14 protein-coding genes are annotated in these 19185 nt (G+C 62.1%); 8 read left to right on the top strand and 6 right to left on the bottom strand.

Annotated features, from left to right (window positions below):
- The first annotated feature begins 155 nt into the window (after positions 1–155).
- The 4 genes from AB7783_RS08905 (at position 156) to AB7783_RS08890 (ending at position 5324) form a co-directional block, all read left to right on the top strand.
- The gene (locus AB7783_RS08905; RefSeq protein WP_439058507.1) at positions 156–2648 is read left to right on the top strand and encodes a penicillin-binding protein 1A; all 2493 of its coding nucleotides are present in this window, start codon (positions 156–158) and stop codon (positions 2646–2648) included.
- A gap of 108 nt (positions 2649–2756) precedes the next feature.
- A protein-coding gene (prfB, locus tag AB7783_RS08900) for a peptide chain release factor 2 (RefSeq protein ID WP_139285829.1) occupies positions 2757–3888 on the top strand; the annotation gives its coding sequence in 2 pieces (ribosomal slippage) (positions 2757–2825 and positions 2827–3888; 1131 coding nt in all).
- A 3-nt stretch (positions 3889–3891) separates the two neighbouring features.
- Complete coding sequence (locus tag AB7783_RS08895; protein ID WP_441277415.1) at positions 3892–4767, top strand: NAD(P)-dependent oxidoreductase; 876 nt, start codon at positions 3892–3894, stop codon at positions 4765–4767.
- Between the two features lie 173 nt (positions 4768–4940).
- Positions 4941–5324: a hypothetical protein gene (locus tag AB7783_RS08890; protein ID WP_441277414.1), complete on the top strand. Its 384-nt coding sequence runs from the start codon at positions 4941–4943 to the stop codon at positions 5322–5324.
- Between the two features lie 84 nt (positions 5325–5408).
- Here AB7783_RS08890 and AB7783_RS08885 read toward each other — a convergent pair whose 3' ends face one another.
- Positions 5409–6038: a helix-turn-helix domain-containing protein gene (locus AB7783_RS08885; protein ID WP_441277413.1), complete on the bottom strand. Its 630-nt coding sequence runs from the start codon at positions 6036–6038 to the stop codon at positions 5409–5411.
- Positions 6039–6266: 228 nt separating this feature from the next.
- On the opposite strand from AB7783_RS08885, the gene AB7783_RS08880 reads away from it, so the two are divergent.
- A complete protein-coding gene (locus AB7783_RS08880; RefSeq protein ID WP_093758407.1) occupies positions 6267–7136 on the top strand; it encodes a fumarylacetoacetate hydrolase family protein in 870 nt (289 codons plus the stop codon).
- A 195-nt stretch (positions 7137–7331) separates the two neighbouring features.
- The gene (locus AB7783_RS08875) at positions 7332–8312 is read left to right on the top strand and encodes a tripartite tricarboxylate transporter substrate binding protein (protein WP_441277412.1); all 981 of its coding nucleotides are present in this window, start codon (positions 7332–7334) and stop codon (positions 8310–8312) included.
- On the opposite strand, the gene AB7783_RS08870 is transcribed toward AB7783_RS08875, so the two are convergent.
- From AB7783_RS08870 to AB7783_RS08855, 4 genes are all read right to left on the bottom strand, one after another.
- Entirely contained in the window at positions 8309–10456 is a 2148-nt protein-coding gene (locus tag AB7783_RS08870; RefSeq protein WP_441277411.1) for a carbamoyltransferase C-terminal domain-containing protein, read from the bottom strand. The two genes, AB7783_RS08875 and AB7783_RS08870, sit on opposite strands and share 4 nt — an antisense overlap.
- Positions 10457–10530: 74 nt before the next feature.
- Positions 10531–11886, bottom strand: a complete 1356-nt coding sequence (locus AB7783_RS08865; protein WP_441277410.1) for a M23 family metallopeptidase — start codon at positions 11884–11886, stop codon at positions 10531–10533.
- Between the two features lie 91 nt (positions 11887–11977).
- A complete protein-coding gene (locus AB7783_RS08860; protein ID WP_441277409.1) occupies positions 11978–12772 on the bottom strand; it encodes a peroxiredoxin in 795 nt (264 codons plus the stop codon).
- 356 nt (positions 12773–13128) lie between these two features.
- Entirely contained in the window at positions 13129–13689 is a 561-nt protein-coding gene (locus tag AB7783_RS08855) for a hypothetical protein (protein WP_441277408.1), read from the bottom strand.
- Between AB7783_RS08855 and AB7783_RS08850 the strand changes: the two genes are divergently transcribed.
- The gene (locus AB7783_RS08850) at positions 13645–16878 is read left to right on the top strand and encodes a DUF3971 domain-containing protein (RefSeq protein WP_231080587.1); all 3234 of its coding nucleotides are present in this window, start codon (positions 13645–13647) and stop codon (positions 16876–16878) included. The genes AB7783_RS08855 and AB7783_RS08850 overlap by 45 nt on opposite strands.
- A gap of 45 nt (positions 16879–16923) precedes the next feature.
- Here AB7783_RS08850 and AB7783_RS08845 read toward each other — a convergent pair whose 3' ends face one another.
- Positions 16924–17667, bottom strand: coding sequence for an IclR family transcriptional regulator (locus AB7783_RS08845; RefSeq protein ID WP_175368901.1), 744 nt, complete (start codon positions 17665–17667; stop codon positions 16924–16926).
- 237 nt (positions 17668–17904) lie between these two features.
- Between AB7783_RS08845 and AB7783_RS08840 the strand changes: the two genes are divergently transcribed.
- Entirely contained in the window at positions 17905–19128 is a 1224-nt protein-coding gene (locus tag AB7783_RS08840) for an ABC transporter substrate-binding protein (RefSeq protein ID WP_441277407.1), read from the top strand.
- The last annotated feature ends 57 nt before the right edge of the window (positions 19129–19185 follow it).

Raw genomic sequence — 19185 nt, 5'->3', positions numbered from 1 at the left:
AAAATTTCCGGGCGGCTGTCAGAATCGGTCAAGACTGACGGCCATTTTGGGTTGTCTCCTTGCTGATTTTTGCCGCGGGACTTTTTGCTGACTTCACGCCCATAGGGCTGCCGTATGCTATATTGCGGCACAGCGATTGAAACGGATCGTCGATAATGCGTCTGCTGGTGCGGTTTCTGGGTTTCTTGTTCGCTGCAGGAACCGTGGTGTTCTTGGTGGGCGTCGCCGCCGCAGCCGGGCTGATCTGGCATTATTCCAAGGACTTACCCGATTATTCGCAGCTTCAGGATTATGAGCCGCCGGTGATGACGCGCGTCCACGCGGCGGACGGTGCGTTGCTCGGCGAATACTCCAAGGAGCGCCGACTCTATCTGCCGATTCAGGCCGTGCCGAAGCTCGTGATCAACGCGTTCCTCGCGGCCGAAGACAAGAATTTCTACGAGCATGGTGGCCTCGATTATTCGGGCATGGCGCGCGCAATGGTGCTTTACGCGCAGAACCTTGGCTCCAACCGCAGGCCGCAGGGCGCGTCGACGATCACGCAGCAGGTTGCGAAGAACTTCCTTCTGACCAACGAGGTCTCCTTCACCCGCAAGATCAAGGAAGCCTTGCTGGCGATGCGCATCGAGCGCACCTATTCGAAGGACAAGATCCTCGAACTGTATCTCAACGAAATCTATCTCGGCCTCGGTGCCTATGGCATCGCCGCCGCCTCGCTGGTCTATTTCGACAAGTCGGTGAACGAACTGACCGTGTCGGAAGCGGCGTATCTCGCAGCTTTGCCGAAGGCGCCGTCGTCGCTGCATCCGATCAAGAACCGCGACCGTGCCATCGAGCGCCGCAACTATGTGGTTGATCGTCTGCTGGAGAACGGCTGGGTCAAGCAGGCCGATGCCGACAAGGCGCGCAAGGAGACGCTGAGCGTCACCGGCCGCAACAGTTCGGGTCACATCTTTGCCGGCGAGTATTTTGCCGAGGAAGTGCGCCGCGACATCCTGGAACGCTACGGCGAAAAGAAGCTCTATGAGGGCGGCCTCTCGGTCCGCACCACACTGGATCCCAAGCTGCAGGTCATGGCGCGCAAGACCATGACCAACGGCCTGATCAATTTCGACGAGGTGCGTGGCTGGCGCGGGGCGACCAACAAGATCGATATTTCCGGCGACTGGGGCGTGAAGCTCGCCGAGGTCAAAGCGCTGTCCGACATCGCGCCGTGGAAGCTCGCGGTCGTGCTGGATGTCAGCGATCAGTCGGCGCGGATCGGCTTTCAGCCGGGCCGTGAACTCGGCGGTGCCGTGCTCAAGGATCGCCAGACGGGCATCCTCACGCTGGATGGCGTGCGCTGGGCCAAGCCCGCGGCCGGACCGACGAAGGGCAAAACACCGACGGCCGTGTCGCAGGTTTTGGCCGCGGGCGACGTGATCTATGTCGATCCGCTTACAAACAAGGACGGCTCGGTCGTCGAAGGCCAGTTCCGGCTGCGGCAATATCCGGAAGTGTCCGGCGCCATGGTTGCGATGGATCCTTTGACCGGACGTGTGCTCGCCATGGTGGGCGGCTTCTCGTTCGACCAGAGCCAGTTCAACCGCGCCACGCAGGCCTATCGTCAGCCCGGCTCATCCTTCAAGCCGCTGGTCTATTCGGCAGCGATGGACAATGGCTACACGCCGTCCACCGTCGTGGTCGACGCGCCGATCGAGATCGATCAAGGGCAGGGCGCCGGGGTGTGGCGTCCGGAAAACTATTCGACCGGCAAGTATTACGGCCCGGTGACGCTGCGTAATGCATTGATGCGCTCGCTGAACACCGTGACAGTGCGACTGGCGCAGGACGTCGGCATGCCGCTGATCGGCGAATATGCCAAGCGATTCGGCGTCTATGATGAATTGCCGAACTATCTCTCCTATGCGCTCGGCGCCGGTGAAACGACCGTCATGCGGATGGTGACGGCCTACTCGATGTTCGCCAATGGCGGTCGCCGCGTGAAGTCGACGCTGATCGACCGTATTCAGGACCGCTACGGGCATACGATTTTCAAGCATGACCAGCGCGAATGCCGCGGCTGCGACGCGCCGGAGGGTTGGAAGAACCAGGCCGAGCCGCAGCTCGTCGATCGCCGCGAGCAGGTGCTCGACGCCATGACCGCCTACCAGATCACCTCGATGATGGAAGGCGTCGTGCAGGGCGGCACCGCGACCGTGCTCCGCGAAGTTGGCAAGCCGATCGCCGGCAAGACCGGCACGACCAATGACGAGAAGGATGCATGGTTCATCGGCTTCTCGCCTGACGTCGTCGTCGGTATCTATGTCGGTTACGACAAGCCCCGGAACCTCGGCAACAAGGCCACCGGCGGTGCGCTGGCTGCGCCGATTGCGAAGGACTTCATGAAGCTTGCGCTCGCCGACAAGCCGGCCGTGCCGTTCCGCGTGCCTGCCGGTATCAAGCTGATCCGCGTCGACGCCAAGTCGGGCATGCGCGCCGGACCGGGCGATGGCGGCCGCACCATCCTTGAGGCCTTCAAGCCGGGCACTGCGCCGCCGGACAACTACTCTGTGATCGGTGTCGCCGATGCGGACGGTCGTTCGCTCTCGGTGTCGCCGGAAACCGACCGCAGTTTCATGCGACCCGGAACGGGCGGCCTGTATTGAGGCTCATCTGACCCACAGCAGATCCTTGCGGATTGCGCTTTGCCGCGCACGCCGCTACATCCCGATCACCATTCGTATTGCGGCTGATGCCGCCAGATCAGAGTTTCCATGCGCGCTGAAATCGAACGCCTCGTAGAAGAGATCAAGCAGTCAGTCGGGCTGCTGAGGAGGCATCTTTGACGTCGATGCATCCACGGCACGACTTGCAGAGCTGAACGCTCTCGCCGAAGACCCCAATCTCTGGAACGACCCGCAAAAGGCCCAAAGGCTGATGCAGGAGCGCACCTCGCTAGAGGATTCGCTTCAGGGCATCGGCAAGGTCATGCGCGAACTCGACGATAATATCGAAATGATCGAGCTCGGCGAGGCCGAGGGCGATCAGGGCGTGGTGACCGAAGCCGAGAATGCGCTCAAGGCGCTGAAGAAAGAGGTCGCGCGCCGCGAGCTGGAAGCGCTGCTCTCTGGCGAGGCCGATCGCTTCGACACCTATCTCGAAGTCCATGCCGGCGCCGGCGGCACCGAGAGTCAGGACTGGGCCTCGATGCTGCTGCGCATGTATACGCGCTGGGCTGAAAAGCACGGTTTCAAGATCGAGTATCTCGAAGAGACGCAGGGTGAAGAAGCCGGCATCAAATCGGCGACCATCCAGATCTCCGGTCACAATGCCTATGGCTGGCTGAAGACCGAGGGCGGCGTGCATCGTCTGGTGCGTATCTCGCCTTACGACTCCAATGCCCGTCGTCACACCTCGTTCTCGAGCGTCGCGATCTTCCCGGTCGTGGACGACAGCATCAAGATCGACATCAACGAGTCCGATGTGCGCGTCGATACGATGCGTTCAGGCGGCGCCGGCGGTCAGCACGTCAACAAGACGGAATCCGCCGTACGTCTGACGCATATTCCGAGTGGCGTGGCCGTGGTCTGTCAGGCCGGCCGTTCGCAGCACAAGAACAAGGCCCAGGCCTGGGACATGCTGCGCGCGCGACTCTACGAAATCGAGTTGAAGAAGCGCGAAGAGAAGGCCGCTGCCGATCAGGCTGCCAAGACCGATATCGGCTGGGGGCACCAGATCCGTTCTTATGTGCTGCAGCCCTATCAGATGGTGAAGGACCTGCGCACCGGCGTGCAGACGTCGGACACCTCAGGCGTGCTCGACGGCGATCTTGATGAGTTCATGGCGGCGACACTGGCGCAGCGTGCCTTCGGCACATCGCCAGGCGCAATCGACGACGTGGACTGAGCCATGCCCCATGTTGCGTTCATCGGTTTGGGACGCATGGGGCACGGCATGGCCGGCTGCTATCTCGAAGCCGGCTTCAGCGTTGCCGTCTGGAATCGCAGGGCGAAAGCAGAAGATCTGATCGCACGTGGCGCACGCTGGGCAGCTTCACCGGCGGATGCAGCCGAAGGCGCCGATGCCATCGTCACGATGGTCGCCGATGACGAGGCTTCACAGACTGTGTGGCTCGGCATTGATGGTGCCGGGCGAACCGCGAAGGCGGGCGCGCTGGCGATCCAATGTTCGACAGTGTCGCACCAGCACGCGCTCGACCTTGCCAAGGCGCTGCAGGATCGTGGGCTGACCTACATCGATTGCCCTGTCACCGGTCTGCCGGATGCGGCTGCGTGCGGCAAACTCACGCTGCTGGTCGGTGCGGATACTGCGGACCTCGACAAGGCCCGGCCGTTCCTGGCGCCGATCGGATCGACGATCCGGCATTTCGGCCCCGTCGGATCGGGTACGGTTTACAAGCTGATCAACAACCTGATGGGCGCAATCCATATCGCTGGGCTCGCCGAAGGTCTGGCCATCGCAGAACATGCCGGGCTGGACATGAAGCTGGTGCTGGAGTCCATCGCGAGCGGCGTCGCGGCAAGCCCACAGGTGCTGCGACATGCGCCGCGGATGGTGGCCCGCGATTATTCAGGTGCATCCTTCACCGCTGCATTGCGCCATAAGGATGCGGCCTATGCTGTGAGATTGGCGGAGCAGCTTTTGCAGGCCAGGCCCCTGGTCGGCGCGGCGGCTGTTGAAGCCTATGAAAAGGCAAAGGCTTTCGCGCCCGACGATGACGAAGCCAAAATGATCGAGCTCATCTCGCAACCGAGAGACGGCTGAGCAAGCTAACCGCCCGCCAAAGTCTGCGGCGTCTTGAAACAGTCGCGTCGCTGCGTGGCCGCTTCCGTTCTTCCTTTCACCCGATATCATCCCCATGCCGGAACTCAATATCCGGCGCTGGCTTATCCTGACGCCGCATGTCGCGGTGTCACGAATTCAACGGGGTGTGGGGCATGAAGAAGATCATTCCAATTCTTGCTGTTGGCGTTGCATTGATGCTGGGCGGCTGCGGCCGCGATCCCGGACCAGCAGGTCCGAAGGGCGAAACCGGCGCGCAGGGGCCGGCCGGTCCGCAGGGTGCGCAAGGCGTTCAGGGCATTCCCGGCGCGCAGGGGCAGGCGGGTGCACAGGGACCTCAAGGTCCGCAGGGCACGCCCGGCGCCAAGGGTGACAAGGGCGATGCGGCACCAGTGAGCTTCCGCGCGGTGCAGGCAGATGGCGCGATTAGCTGCGAGGCGACGGAGATGCTGGTGTCCGTTGTCTGCCCGAGTGGCGGCGCACCGGATGGCACCAAGTGCACCACGACGCCAACCGTTGGTCTCTGCCTGAAGAAGTAATCGTATGGCAGATTGAAATCGGTTGCTAGCCAACAGGTCCCTCGCTCGCAGGTGAGCGAGGGTCTTCAAACTTGCGGACGCGTGCTAGGCCTTGCCGTCGCTGCGTCGTCCGTAACTCGGAGGCACCGAAATCACGAGGTAGTATTCACACCGGCGCGCAGTCCTGTTCTCGAACCAGTGCTCGACGTCGACTTCGAAATACAGCGAGTCCCCCTCATCCAGAACCGTCTCGGTATCCTTGGTTCTCACGGTGACGCGTCCGTGCGTGGCAAGGACGTGTTTGGATGTGCCCTGCGGGTAGGCCGGCAATTTGCCGGTCGAGGTTTTCGGGGGCAGGTGATGCAGGACGACTTCCACTGCCATGCCGGCCATGACGGGCGACAGCAGGAAGCGCTCGAAGCCCGTCTTTGAATCGCGAAAGATCTGGCGTTGATCCTTGCGCACCACAGCGAAGGCGCGGCGCGGCGCGTCGTCGTCGCCCATCAGCGTCGAGAACGATGTTTCCAGAGCCAGCGCGATACGTCGCGCGACCCCGATCGTCGGGCTCTTCTCGCCGCGCTCGACTTTCGACAGCATCGCCCGACTGACACCGGACTGCTTGGAGAACTGCTCCAGGGTCAGGTTGGCCTGTTCACGCAATATGCGAACCCGATCGCCGAATGCGCGACTGACGGGGTCTTCACGAACGACCTTCCGCGTCGCCGGTTTCGCCATATCGGGTGCTGCTCCAATGTCATTCGCGGATGTAATCCGCCGGTGATTCTATCTTAGGCGCCGTTGCCCGCCATGTCACATCCTGCTGCGGCAGATGACCGCGTGCGTCTTCTAAAGAATAAGTATCCGGGATGATCAGCTTGCCAAAATCTTCTATCGAAGATAGGTGTATCTTTAGAAGATGCCGGCGATCCGTTCGCCGGACAAGCAGACATATCAGGAGGAAGAATGCACCTTGTTACTTTCCTGCATGAGGGCCGGGCCACGGTCGGCATTGCAGATCAGGCGCTCACTCAGGTCTCGCCGCTGCCGCGCGACGTTGCCCCCGATATGATTGCGCTAATTGCCAATTTCGATAGCCTGAAGGGTACGCTTACCGCTTCAGCGGGCGCGCCCCTTCCTATCGCCAGCGTCGAGCTTCTTGCGCCAATCCCGCGCCCGGCACGCAACGTGTTTTGCGTTGGCAAGAACTACCATGAGCACGCGAAGGAATTCGCGGGTAGTGGTTTCGACTCCTCGGCAAAGGAAGTCGTGCCGGAAGCGCCAGTCATCTTCACGAAGCCGTCGAGCACGGTGATCGGTTCCGGTAAGTCGATTCCGAATTATCTCGATCCGACCGACAGCACCGACTACGAAGGCGAGCTGACGGTCGTCATCGGGCGTGGCGGCCGCGGCATCAAGAAGCAAGACGCGCTGGCGCATGTGTTCGGTTACACGATCATCAATGACGTCACGGCACGCACGCTGCAGCACAAGCATCGTCAGTGGTTCATCGGCAAGGGTATCGACGGTTTCTGCCCGATGGGTCCGGCGATCCTGACCGCTGACGAGATGCCCGACCCGACGAAAATGCGACTGACGACATCCGTCAACGGCGAAAAGCGCCAGGATGCGTCGGTGACCGATCTCATCTTCGACATTCCGACGCTGATCGAGACGCTCTCGGCAGGGATCACGCTGGAGCCGGGCGATCTGATCGCGACCGGAACGCCGGCTGGCGTCGGCCTCGGCTTCACGCCGCCGCGCTTCCTGAAGAAGGGCGACGTGGTTACGATCGAGGTCAGCGGCATCGGCAAACTAGAAAACCCGGTCGGCTGATTAAGCCTACACAGGTTGCGGTTTTGATGAAGAGGCGCGGGGCATCATCTGCCCCACGCTCAATTCTGCGAGCTTCAACAACTTAGAGCTTTGAAAGAGCTCCAGGGCGCGCAGGCGCTGTCTCCGAGATGGCGCGTCGTCCCCTGGATGCGACTGAAACCAATGCGTTGCTCAAAAACAAAACGGGAGACAAGTATGAAACGTCGTGACTTCATTGCCGGCCTCGGGGGCCTGTCGACGCTTGCTTTGACCGGTCAGGGTGTACGCGCGCAGGAGGCCTGGCCGAGCCGCAACATCACCATGGTCGTGCCATTTCCGGCCGGCGGGCAGGCCGACATCGCCGCGCGTCCGGTCGCGAGCTATATGCAGAAGGTCCTCGGCAAACCGGTTATCATCGACAATCGCAGTGGCGCCGGTGGTTCGCTCGGCAACGCGACCGTTGCCCGCGCCCAGCCTGACGGGCACACGCTGCTGATGACGCTGTCGTCGCTTGCGGTTCTGCCGGAGTCGGATCGCATCTATGACCGGCCGGTCGCCTATGAAGTCGATCAACTGCAGCCTGTCGCGCGCGTGCTCGCAGATCCGACCTTGTTCGCCGTGCCGGCGAGCGCGCCCTGGAAGTCGATTCAGGAATTCGTCGCTGACGCCAAGGCGCGTCCCGGGGCGATATCATACGGATCGTCGGGCCCGTTCGGTACGTTGCACGTCTCGATGGAGATGTTTGCGATCGCCGCTGGCATCAAGCTGCTCCACGTCCCTTATCGCGGCGCAACGCCTGCGATCAGCGATCTCCTGGGCGGCCAAATCCAGGCGCTGGCCTCGGCGCCGGGCACGCTCAAGCAGCATGTCGATGCCGGGACACTGCGTGTTCTCGCGAACTTCGGCGGTGAACGCCTCGCTGCCTTCCCGAATCTGCCGACGTTCAAGGAACTGGGCTATCCCGATGTCGAGTTCTACATCTGGGCCGGTCTGTTCGCGCCGAAGGGAATGCCAGCTCCTGTCGTGACCAAATTGCGTGAGACCATGAAGCAGGCGATGAGCGATCCGGAAGTCACGAAGACATTCGAGGCTGCCGGCAACATGCCCGCCTATCAGGACTCGGAAGAGTTCGCGGCGTTCGTGGCCAAGGACAGCGCGCGTCTGGTTGCCGTCGCAAGGAAGATCGGCAAGGTCTAACTGCGGCTGCGTGTCCACTCCGACAGCCAGGCCGTGAAGCGGCTGCTGTCGCGGGTGCCGCCATGCCAAGCGGCAGTCACCTGACCGTCGCTCGCAACCATCAGCACCACGTCGAGACCCGCCGAACGGCGCAGGGTCTCGACGGCCTGCTGCGGCGTCTGCGCGATCGGGCCAGCGACGTTGAATGAGGTATTCACCGACAACTCGACGCCGATATGGCGACCGAGTGCCTTGAGATAGGCATGAGTGAGAGGATCGTCCTCGGCGCGGACGATCTGGATACGTCCGGTGCCATCGGCATGGATAACGGCCGGAATTCTCTCCCGTGCATGCGGCTTCGATTGCGCCGTCAGCACCATGTAATTGTAGGCGTTGTAGTTCGCGTCAGACCCGCCCTCCAGCAAATCGAAATACTCGTGCGCCGCGTCAAGCGTCGCCATCGGCGCCAACGGGCGGATCGCCTCGCGATATTTCACGCGTTCATTGAGCCGTTCGCGCGTATCGGCGTCGCAGGGATTGGCGAGGATCGAGCGATGGCCGAGCGCACGTGGCCCGGTCTCCGCCGCGCCCTGATAAAGCGCGATGATGCCGCTCTGAGCGACCATGAAGGCCATCAGGTCGGCAATTGCATCGCAGCCCTCAGGCGTTGAGATATTGCCGATTGTCTGTGTCTTGATGTCGTCAGCCTGTAGTGCCGCGGTGATGTCGCTCTGTGTCGGCGCATCGCCGCAATAGAACGCGTGCGTCATCGCGGCGCCGCGTGGCGCGCCGATGAGATGCGCGAACATCCAGGCAGCGCCGATGGTCACGCCGGGGTCGCCGGGTGTCGGTGGAATCCACAAATGCAGTCGTTTCGCGCGACCTTGCGCCTTCTGGAACCATGTTTCGTCGAAATGCTGCAGCAGTCGCATGTTGCCGAGTGCGTTCAGTGCCACACCGCCGGTGAGCACCAGCCGATGCGCGCCGGTGGTGCGCAGTAGATGATCGACGACGTGCTTCATCGCATCTTCGAAGACGAGTTGCGTGGCCGCGGCCTTATCGAGGCGATCCTGCGTATCCGGTCGATGCTGAATATCTTCGACGCGCAGCACTGCGTCCGGATTCCAGAGCTGATCTGGTTTGAGCGGCTCGCCGAGAATCTTGATCAATGCGGACTTGTAAGGCGCCTCGAACGGGTCGCAGTACCAGTTGCCCATGGCGCGGTTGAGTTGGATCTCACCATTTGCACCGAAATGCAGCACCTCGCGCAAGCGTGCGTAATACGGATTGCTGGCGCGATCCATGTCGCCCCAGGCAGCCGCGCCCATATAGCGGCCCTCGCTGGAGAGCCAGGTCCAGCCGCCCTGTGTCGACGAGATGACGCTGTAGAACGCACCGAGGGAGTCGAACACGCTGTTATTGCAATACAGCCGCTGCATCTCCTCGTGCTCGGCGACATAGAGCGAGACCGAGCCCAGATCCCCTGTACCGTCAAGCACAGCGATCGCGACTGGTTCGTCATCGGGGAAGGGCGATGCAGCAAAGGAGAACCAGGCGTGGTTGTCGTGATGGGGCATCATCAGCAGCGGGACACGCGCGGGCAGGCCGAATTGCTTGCGGAGCAGCTTCGGGGTCCGCGTCATCTGCTCGAGGCGTCGTGCGTCGAAGCTGACGGAGTTCTTGGCGCGCAGCAGCTTCAATCCGTCGGGCAGTTCTTCGACGATGCTTCGCACCAGGGTGCCGAGCAGATCGGGATAGTCCCAGGTCGTCATCCATGCATCGATATCGGCGACGTCACGGCCCATCGCTTGCAGCGTGACGCGCATCGCATCGAGTGCTGCGCGCGGATATTGCGTGGTGTGCTTGTCGCCCGAGAAGCGTTCTTCTTCGTTGTTGACGATGAGGCGCGGCCCGTGAGCCTGCGTGACTTCGACCAGCGCCACGCCGGAATTGTGCGTGCCGGGCAGTCCGAGGCCGGCGAGCAGAATCGTTTCGCCGCGCGCCAGCTTGGCGCGGAGCTCCGAGATGCGACGGACCGTAAAGTGGGAGTCGTTGGCATGAAATCCTGCCAGCGTCATCGCCCAGGTCGCAAGCCGGCGGGTGGCGCGGAAACAGAACCGGCCGAGGCGGGGGAAACGGGGACCGATGCGTCGGGGGGATTTCAACGGGCTGCCTCTGATCGACGGAGACCCGCTTCAACCACAGTCGGAGCAGGGCAACAATGCCCTGCGTGCCGCACTTAGCCTGCGTTCAGGCGGACGCCGGCGCGGAGAAATTTCTGCGGGTCGACAGCTTCGCCATCGATGCGGGTTTCATAGTGCAGATGGGGGCCGGTGGAGCGGCCGGTCGATCCGACCAGGCCGATCACCTGGCCGATCTTGATGACATCGCCGACCTTGACGTTGATCGCGGACATATGGCCGTAGCGGGTCGACAGGCCGTTGCCATGGTCGATCTCGACCATGCGGCCGTAGCCGCCGGCATAGGCCGCGGAGACGACGCGGCCATTGGCGGTGGCGCGGATCGGGTCGCCGGTAGCACCGCGGAAATCGAGGCCCGTATGCATTGCGGGGCGGCCGAGGAACGGATCGCTGCGCACGCCGAAGCCCGAGGTGAATTCGACTTCGCCGACGACCGGCTTGCGATAGGGCACCAGAGCCATGGTCCGGTTGAGCTTGTCCATCTGCGCACGGGTCACGTGGATGCGGTAGAGCTGGCGTTCGAACGGATCCGCGCTCGATGACAGTTTGACCGGCACAAACGGGCCGCCCATGGGCGCGCGCGGTGTGGCGGATTCGAGTTTCGCCATATTGAGCCCGAGGTCCGAGATCGCGCCACGCATGCGACGAACCTTCGAGTCCATGGATTCTTCAGCCGCGGCGAGTGTCGCAATCTGGCGGCTCTCGACCTGATCGAGCGAGGCCTGCAGGCGACCAATCACATTGTCGACGCCGCCGAGTTTGGCGAACTGGTTAGGCTGGGCCGTGAGCGCAGGGGTGCGGGACTCAAGCCGCGCTTCGCGATCCGGCGGCGCCACGAAGGTCACCGTGTCGCTGATCGGCGACGGTTTGGGGATCGATGTTGTCGGCTCGATAGCGGCGCCACGGGCCGGCGGCTTGCCGATCGAACCCGTAACCGACAGATCGGGCATGGCGCCGAGCGCCGTGGCGCGCGATTCCAGCGTGGTCTGCCGGCGCATGACCTGATCGAGCTTCTGGTCGAACTGCTCCTGGTCCAGCATCTGCCGGCTGGTGGTGCGGTCGATCTTGGCGCGAAGTTCAGCGATGCGATCTTCGTAGGCATATTGCATGTCCGCCTGGCGCGCGATGAGCTTGGTCAGCACGTCGTCGCGAAAGGCAAAGTAAGTGGCTGTGGCCGCAGACCATGCTCCCAGCACGGTCACCGTGCCGACGACGATCCAGAACACCACAGGCCCGATGCGGACCTGCTTGCCGCCATGAGCAATCGTATAGTCGCTTTGATTGGCTTTCGGGGGCGGCGCCTTGACCGGCCCGACGCGGCGCGCCTGTGGCCGCCCATGGTCGTGTGCGTGGTGCTGAGGGTACTCGGCATATTGGGTAGGGCGGTTCGACATCAGCACTCCTGATGCCAGCCGGAGACTCGTCGGCTGGCTCAACGGAGGCGATTTGAGCCTTTCATGGTTAATTTTGAGCAAATGACATTGATCAAATCCGACGTGCCTCTTCGAGCACCGCGTCTGCGTGTCCGTCCACTTTGACGCCGCGCCAGATCTTCGCGACATTGCCTTTCGCATCGATCAAAACCGTGGTGCGAAGAACGCCTTCGAAGGTTTTGCCGTACATCGATTTCTCGCCCCAGGCGCCATAGGCTTTCAGCATCGATTGCGTCGCGTCCGACAGCAGCGGAACTCCCAGCGCGAACTTGTCACGGAACGACTCCTGAGCCTTTAGCGGGTCGGCCGAGACGCCAAGCACGGCGGCGTTGGCTGCCTGAAAGTCGGCGGACAGGCGGGTGAAGTCGATGGCTTCCTTGGTGCAGCCCGGCGTGCTGGCGCGGGGGTAGAAGAAGATCACCAGCTTCTGGCCAGCATAGTCCGACAGCGAGACCGTAGCGCCGCCGTCACGGGGCAACTGGAAGGCCGGAGCCTTGGCCCCCTCGGTTGCGACACTAGGCGCCGGTGCGATTTTCTCGCGAGTTGCTTTCGGTGCCGCCACGGAGGGCGGCGGAGGCTTCGCAGCTGCTTTGGGCGACGCCTTCGCGGTGATCGTCTTAGTCGCTGGAGCCTTTTTGGCGACAGGAGCCTTCGCGACTTTGGCGGCTGGCTTGGCTAGCGCCTTGGACACGGCTTTCGCCACAGGCTTGGCTTGCTTGGCGGCAGCCTTTTTGGCTGGGGACTTTGTCGCAGTCTTGGCTGGCTTCTTCGCCTTCGAGGGAGAAGCAGTCTTGGCCGTTTTCTTGGCGGCGGCCTTGGCGGGTTTCTTGCTGGCTTTCTTGGCCATGGATGTTCCTTTCTTCGCGTTCAGCGGTTCAATTGTGCGGCGCGCCCGACGAGGCGCTTGGTCGCAGTTTTCAGCTTCTGTCCGGCTTTCGCGCCCGATGCGTTTTCTGCCACTGTACAGATGGCTCGTTTCGAGGGATTCTTGCGCGATTTCTTGGACATACGCCTTCCTTTCGTCGCTTTCAGCGGCTCAGTGTGATGACATTGCAAAGCACCAGCGATCGGGTGGCGGCACGTTGCGGTGCAAATGCGCTGGCCCAAATATGCTGGTCTCGGAGTATGGTTACAAAGGATTCGACGCAACACACGTTCCGTGCGCCATAGGGGCGCCGCAACGACCGCACGACGAGTTATAATTCAAACCGAGGATTGGCAGCGATGCCGGCAGAAAAGCGCTCGTCGGTTGTCGATGCGCGAAGGGCCGGTGACGATCATTCTCATAGTCAGCGCCAGCACCGAGAGGCAATGGCCAGAAATAAGCCGCCACAAGCGTATCGATCGCGCGCCGATGACGAGTCCTTGCAATGGGATGATGCCGATTGGGATCATCAGCATGACGAGGCCGGGCATCACCGTGCACGCCGCTTGCTGTCCAAGAAAGATAGTGGCTGGCACCGTTTCGGCGATCGACTCGTTGCGGTTCGCGATTGGCTGTTCGGCGGTCGATGGGTCAAGCGGATCGCGGCTGTTCTCGGCATCCTTCTGATTATTTTTGGCGTTTGCTTTGGCGCCTTGTGGGTCCGGCTGGGCGCGGGCCCGATCAATTTCGACATGGCCACACCGTGGCTGGTCGAGGCGATCCAGGACAATATCGGGCAGGGTAATACGGTCGAAGTTGGCGGCACGCAGATCGAACGCGCCGGGCGGGTCCGGATGGCTGTGCGAATCCGCGACATCGTCGTCCGCGATCGTGATCACGCCGTCGTGGCCAGTGCTCCGAAAGCCGAAGTCCGGCTCTCCGCTGCTGCCATGATGATGGGCCGCTTGCGCGCCGAAAGCCTCAACCTGGTCGATGTTGTGCTGGCTGTGCGCATTACGCCGGATGGGCAGGTGACCGTGTCGACTGGCGAGAATGCTCGCCCGATCGCGACGGGTGTCGCATCGCCGCGCACTCCAGGGTCGTGGCTCGGTCCGGGCAGACAACCGGAACTGACCTTCCCGCGGCAGCCGCAGCCGCCAGTGGTCCAGATTCCGCAGCCCCCTGCTGACAAGCGCGAGGCCTCCACCGGCTTGCTTGCGGGTCTCGATTGGCTCGACAGCCTGACCCTGTCGGGCCTCGACGGACAGAACCTCAACGAGATCGGCCTGAAGAACGGCAAGCTGGTGGTTGATGACCAGCAGCGCGGCAATACGTGGGACTTCAACAATATCAGCCTGACCCTGCGCCGACCGAGCGGCGGCGGCGTCATGATGACAGTGGGTGAAGGCGGCAAGGCCCCATGGACACTCGGCGTCACGGTCGGCGCGCCAGCCAATGGCGTGCGTGCGGTCAGTCTGCGGGCCGACAAGGTCTCGACCCGGAATATCCTGCTCGCGCTGCGCATGAAGGATCTGACTTACAGCGCCGATCTGCCGCTGACCGGTGAGTTGAGGGGCGAAATCGGGCGCGACGGCCTCCCGACCTATTTCCGCGGCAAGCTCACAGCAGGCGCCGGCAACATCATCGATAACGACACGCCGGATTATCCGATGCCGATCGATCAGGCGGAGCTGAGCGTCGAGTGGGATGCCGGCCGCCGTGTGCTGCTGGCGCCATTCAAGTTCGTGTCCGGTGAGAACCGCGTCACTTCGCTTGCCCATGTCGAGCCCCCCAATGGCGCGACCGACTCGTGGCAGGCAGGGATCAGCGGCGGCACAATCGTATTGGGTGGAGGTCCGGGTGAAGCGCCGCTGATCTTCAACAGCATCGACATTGGCTTGCGTTTCGATTCCGACAACCGTCGGGTTTTGCTGACGCGGGCGAATATCAGCAACGGCGAGATCGGCGTCGCCGGCACAGGCAGTATTGACTACGCCGGCGAGCCGCGCATGACCCTCGGCTTTGCGGGAACGCCGATGTCCGCCTCGGCGCTCAAGCGCATGTGGCCGATCCTGATTGTGCCGGAAGTGCGCGAATGGGTTACCGAACGCATCGAGGGCGGACAGCTTCAGAGCATCGAGATCGGGGTCAATTCGCCAACCAAGAACCTGACACGGCGCGGGCCGCCAATCCCCGATGAGGGGCTGTCGGTGAAGATCCTCGCCAATGGCGTGGCGCTGCGTCCGGTGGATGGCATGCCGGTGATCCGCGACGGCGATCTGCGCGCGCGCGTCACGGGACGGACCGCGACCGTGACCATCGGTCAGGCAAACTCCGAGACCGCGGGCGGACGCAAGCTCAATCTCAGCGATATCGTGTTCGAAGTTCCGGATATGGCGCCGAAGCCATCGCCAGCTCGCGTGCGTTTCAAACTGGAGGGACCGGTGGCGGCAGTGGCCGATGTCCTCAACTCCAACCGTCTGAGCGAAGTCACCGGCAACATGCTCGACCCGGCGACCACCAAGGGCAATGTGACCGCGCAGGTCGCCATGGGCATGCCGATCCAGCACGAACTGACCAAGGCCGATACGACCTATAACATCACCGCGGATCTGACGGCATTTTCCGCCGACAAGCTGGTGATGAACCAGAAGCTCGAAGCCAATTCGCTGAAGGTCACAGCGAACAATCAGGGCTATCAGGTCAAGGGTGACGTCAAGATCAACGGGCAGGCGGCATCGCTCGACTATCGCAAGCCGACTGATGGCGATGCCGATGTGCGTCTCAACGCGACGCTCGACGATGCAAGCCGCGCGCGGCTCGGTGTGGACCTCGGACCGGCGGTGGTCGGCAATCTCCCGATCAAGGTTGTCGGCAAGATTGGCTCCGGGGACCGTGACAGCAAGCTCGGGGTCGACGCCGATCTGACGCCGTTGAAGCTCGACAACATCCTGCCGGGCTGGATGAAGCTGCCCGGCAAAAGCGCTCGTGCGGTCTTCAACGTCGTGAAGAAGGGCGACACAACCCGTCTGGAAGATATTGTCGTCGATGGCGGTGGGGCTTCGATCAAGGGCTCCGTCGAAGTCGATCAGAACGGTGACCTCGTCGGTGTGAACTTCCCGACCTATTCGCCGTCCGAGGGCGACAAGACGTCGTTGAAGGCAGACCGTGGTCCGGATGGCGTATTGAAAGTCACGATGCGTGGCGACGTGTTCGACGGCCGCGGCTTCCTGAAATCGGCGATTTCCGGCAAGGATGGGGATCCCAAGAGCAAAACCAAGTCGGTCGACTTCGATATTGATGTGAAGCTCGGCGCCGTTGCCGGTTACTACGGCGAGGCAGTTCGCAGTGTCGATGCCAAGATTTCGCGGCGCAACGGTACGATCCAGAAATTCTCCCTGAGCGGAAAGCTCGGACGTGACACGCCGCTGACAGGCGATATGCGCGGACGCTCCCAGGGTGCCGGTCGTGACGTCATCTATATTGAGACCAACGATGCCGGTGCCTTCCTGCGCGCGACCGACACCTATTCCAAGATGTCGGGAGGCCAGCTCGCACTTGCGATGGATCCGCCGTCGTCGGACGCCCGCGCCAAGGAAGGCCTGATCAACATCCGCGACTTCAACGTCAAGGGCGAGGCGCAACTGGCCAGCGTCGCCGGAGGCGGGCAGAACGCGGCGCAGAGCAGCGTCGCGTTCTCGCGGTTGCGTGCCGAGTTCACGCGGCAAAACGGCCAGCTCACCATTCGGGACGGCGTTGTCAAAGGTCCGACCGTCGGTGCGACCATCGAAGGCAGCATCGATTACCCGCTCAACCAAGTTCGGATGAGCGGCACCTTTGTGCCGATGTATGGGCTGAACAACATGTTCGGCCAGATTCCGATTGTCGGACTGTTTCTCGGTGGTGGCAGCAATGAAGGCCTGATCGGCGTCACTTACGAAGTCGTCGGTACGCCCGGTGCGCCGGTGCTGCGCGTCAATCCGATCTCGGCCATGGCACCGGGCGTGTTCCGCAAGATCTTCGAATTCGGCACCGGCAAGCAGAACAATTCGGTCGAATTCCCAAACCAGAACAACAACAGCAACTAACGACGTCTGTGGCTCAAGCGCAGCGCTCGCCGTATTGGGCGGGGCTTAGCTTGACGCGAGTTCGGATGCGAATCTCTGTATCAGCTTCTGGATGATGGCTGCCGTTTCGGGACGCCGTGTCAGGCAGCGCGACGTCGGACCGGCAACCACCAGCGACAACCGGCGATGTTGCACCGGCAAGGGCACGGCGACACCCGCGAGGTCGGCGATATATTCCGATGAACTTTGCTGATAACCGCGCTCGGCCGCCTCTCTGAGTTCGTCCTCGATCGCCTCTGCCGTTGTCGGTGTCGTGTGGGAGAAGGCTTCGAACTTGATCTTGCGATAGATCGCCTTGCGTTCCTCGGGCGAATGCTGCTCGAGAATGGCGCGGCCCACCGAACTTGCATGGACCGGAACGCGGTCGCCTATCTGCGCGAAGTAGCGCACCGAATGCGTGGACTCGACGACATCCAGGAAGATTGCTGACGTTCCGGCGAGGGCGGCGACGCCGGTCGTTTCGCCGGTCTGGTCGGCGATTTCGGTCACCAGCGCATGGGCCGCGTCCGGGAGCGGCTCGGCATCTGCGACAGCGCGGGCAAGCATTAACCAGCGGGGGCTGGGATAGTAGCCGTTGCGCGCACGGGGCTCATAGAGCCAGCCCTTGTCGGCGATGGTGCCGACGAGATTGAACGTACTGGAGCGCGGCCAGCCGAGGTCATCCGAAATTTCGGCCAGCGTCGCGGGGCGTTTGCGCCGGGCAAAATATTCCATCAGTTCCAGGACGTTGGCAGCTTGTCTGACCAGCATTGGAAATCTCATTCTTCCTTGTTGGCACGTCACGCGTCGCGACACGCTTGCGATTCTGCGCGTTCTGATTGGCCCTGTATCGCTGAAACGTCCTTGAAGCCATCCAGATCGGCGGCGGTGGCCTTGACTTACAATTCACGTATAGGTCTTATAAATTCATAAACAAGAATTATTCACGTGATTGCCGGGCTGGCGCCTTGCCAGGGGGAATCACGGAATTTGTCAGGGGAGGAATAGATGACCATTCGCAATACTGTTGCCGTGTCAGCCGTGGCGCTGTCGCTCGGATTGCTGTCCGCGCAGATGGCGTCGGCACAGACGCCAGTGAAGCTGGGCGTCCTCGCCGACATGTCCGGCATTTTCTCTGATATCGGCGGCATGGGTTCGTTCGACGCCACCAAGATGGCTATCGAGGATTTCAACAAGCTTCCGGGCGCCGACAAGTTCAAGGTCGAGGTGATCCAGGGCGATCCGCAGAACAAGCCGGACATCGCGCGCAACATCGCGCGCAAGTGGTACGAGACCGAAGGCGTCGACGTTCTCGTCGACATTCCGACCAGCGCCACCTCGCTGGCTGTCGCGCCGCTCACGGCGGAGCTCAACAAGGTCGCGCTGTTCACGGCATCAGGCACGTCGGACCTGACGGGCAAGGCCTGCACGCCGAACTCGGTGCATTGGACCTATGACACCTGGGCGCTGGCGCACGGGACGGCCGACGCCATGACCAAGGCCGGCGGCAAGAGCTGGTTCTTCCTTACTGTCGACTTCGCGCTGGGCGCTTCGCTAGAGCGTGATGCTACAGCCGTCATCAATGCCAATGGTGGCAAGGTGCTCGGCAGTATCAAGCACCCGACTGATTCGAACGATTTCGCGTCCTATCTGCTGCAGGCGCAGGCCTCCAAGGCCGAGGTCATCGCACTGGCGAATGCCGGCGGCGATACCATCAAGGCGATCAAACAGGCCTCGGAGTTCGGCATCGTGCAGGCAGGCCAGAAGCTCGCCGGCATGCTGATGTTCATTTCGGATATCCATTCGCTTGGTCTCAACACGGCGCAGGGCCTGCAGCTCACTGAGGGCTTTTATTGGGATCTGAATGAGCAGACTCGCACCTTTGGCGAGCGCTTCGCCAAGCGCAACAACGGCCGTTATCCCAGTATGAACCAGGCCGGCGCTTATTCGGCGTCGCTCACCTATCTGAAGGCGGTCGCCAAGGTAGGCTCGCCGAAGGATGGCGCGGCGGTCGTCAAGGCGATCCGCGAGATGGGCACGTTCGACGATCCGCTGTTCGGCAAGACCACGCTACGTGAGGACGGCCGCGTGCTGCACGACATGTATCTGCTGCAGGTCAAGAAGCCCGCTGAGTCGAAGATGCCGTACGATTATTACAATGTTCTGGCGACGATCCCGGCCGATACCGCATTCCGTCCGCTCAAGGACGGCGGCTGCCCGCTGATCAAGTAACGGCGCAACAACGAACGATGAGAACGCGTAGATGTCGGTGACCCCGCACTGCGCGTT

Source organism: Tardiphaga sp. 172_B4_N1_3, assembly GCF_052076035.1.
Taxonomy (GTDB): Bacteria; Pseudomonadota; Alphaproteobacteria; order Rhizobiales; family Xanthobacteraceae; genus Tardiphaga; species Tardiphaga robiniae.
The sequence above is the reverse complement of the archived record's forward strand: the minus strand, read 5'-3'. Positions and strand labels throughout refer to the sequence as shown.

What these genes read in the sequence shown, in the direction of transcription:
- AB7783_RS08875 (WP_441277412.1), top strand. Translation starts at nt 7,332, where the DNA reads ATGAAACGTCGTGACTTCATTGCCGGCCTCGGGGGCCTGTCGACGCTT.
- AB7783_RS08895 (WP_441277415.1), top strand. Translation starts at nt 3,892, where the DNA reads ATGCCCCATGTTGCGTTCATCGGTTTGGGACGCATGGGGCACGGCATG.
- AB7783_RS08845 (WP_175368901.1), bottom strand. Translation starts at nt 17,667, where the DNA reads ATGCTGGTCAGACAAGCTGCCAACGTCCTGGAACTGATGGAATATTTT.
- AB7783_RS08865 (WP_441277410.1), bottom strand. Translation starts at nt 11,886, where the DNA reads ATGTCGAACCGCCCTACCCAATATGCCGAGTACCCTCAGCACCACGCA.
- AB7783_RS08860 (WP_441277409.1), bottom strand. Translation starts at nt 12,772, where the DNA reads ATGGCCAAGAAAGCCAGCAAGAAACCCGCCAAGGCCGCCGCCAAGAAA.
- AB7783_RS08840 (WP_441277407.1), top strand. Translation starts at nt 17,905, where the DNA reads ATGACCATTCGCAATACTGTTGCCGTGTCAGCCGTGGCGCTGTCGCTC.
- AB7783_RS08885 (WP_441277413.1), bottom strand. Translation starts at nt 6,038, where the DNA reads ATGGCGAAACCGGCGACGCGGAAGGTCGTTCGTGAAGACCCCGTCAGT.
- AB7783_RS08905 (WP_439058507.1), top strand. Translation starts at nt 156, where the DNA reads ATGCGTCTGCTGGTGCGGTTTCTGGGTTTCTTGTTCGCTGCAGGAACC.
- AB7783_RS08880 (WP_093758407.1), top strand. Translation starts at nt 6,267, where the DNA reads ATGCACCTTGTTACTTTCCTGCATGAGGGCCGGGCCACGGTCGGCATT.
- AB7783_RS08890 (WP_441277414.1), top strand. Translation starts at nt 4,941, where the DNA reads ATGAAGAAGATCATTCCAATTCTTGCTGTTGGCGTTGCATTGATGCTG.
- AB7783_RS08850 (WP_231080587.1), top strand. Translation starts at nt 13,645, where the DNA reads ATGGCTGTGCGAATCCGCGACATCGTCGTCCGCGATCGTGATCACGCC.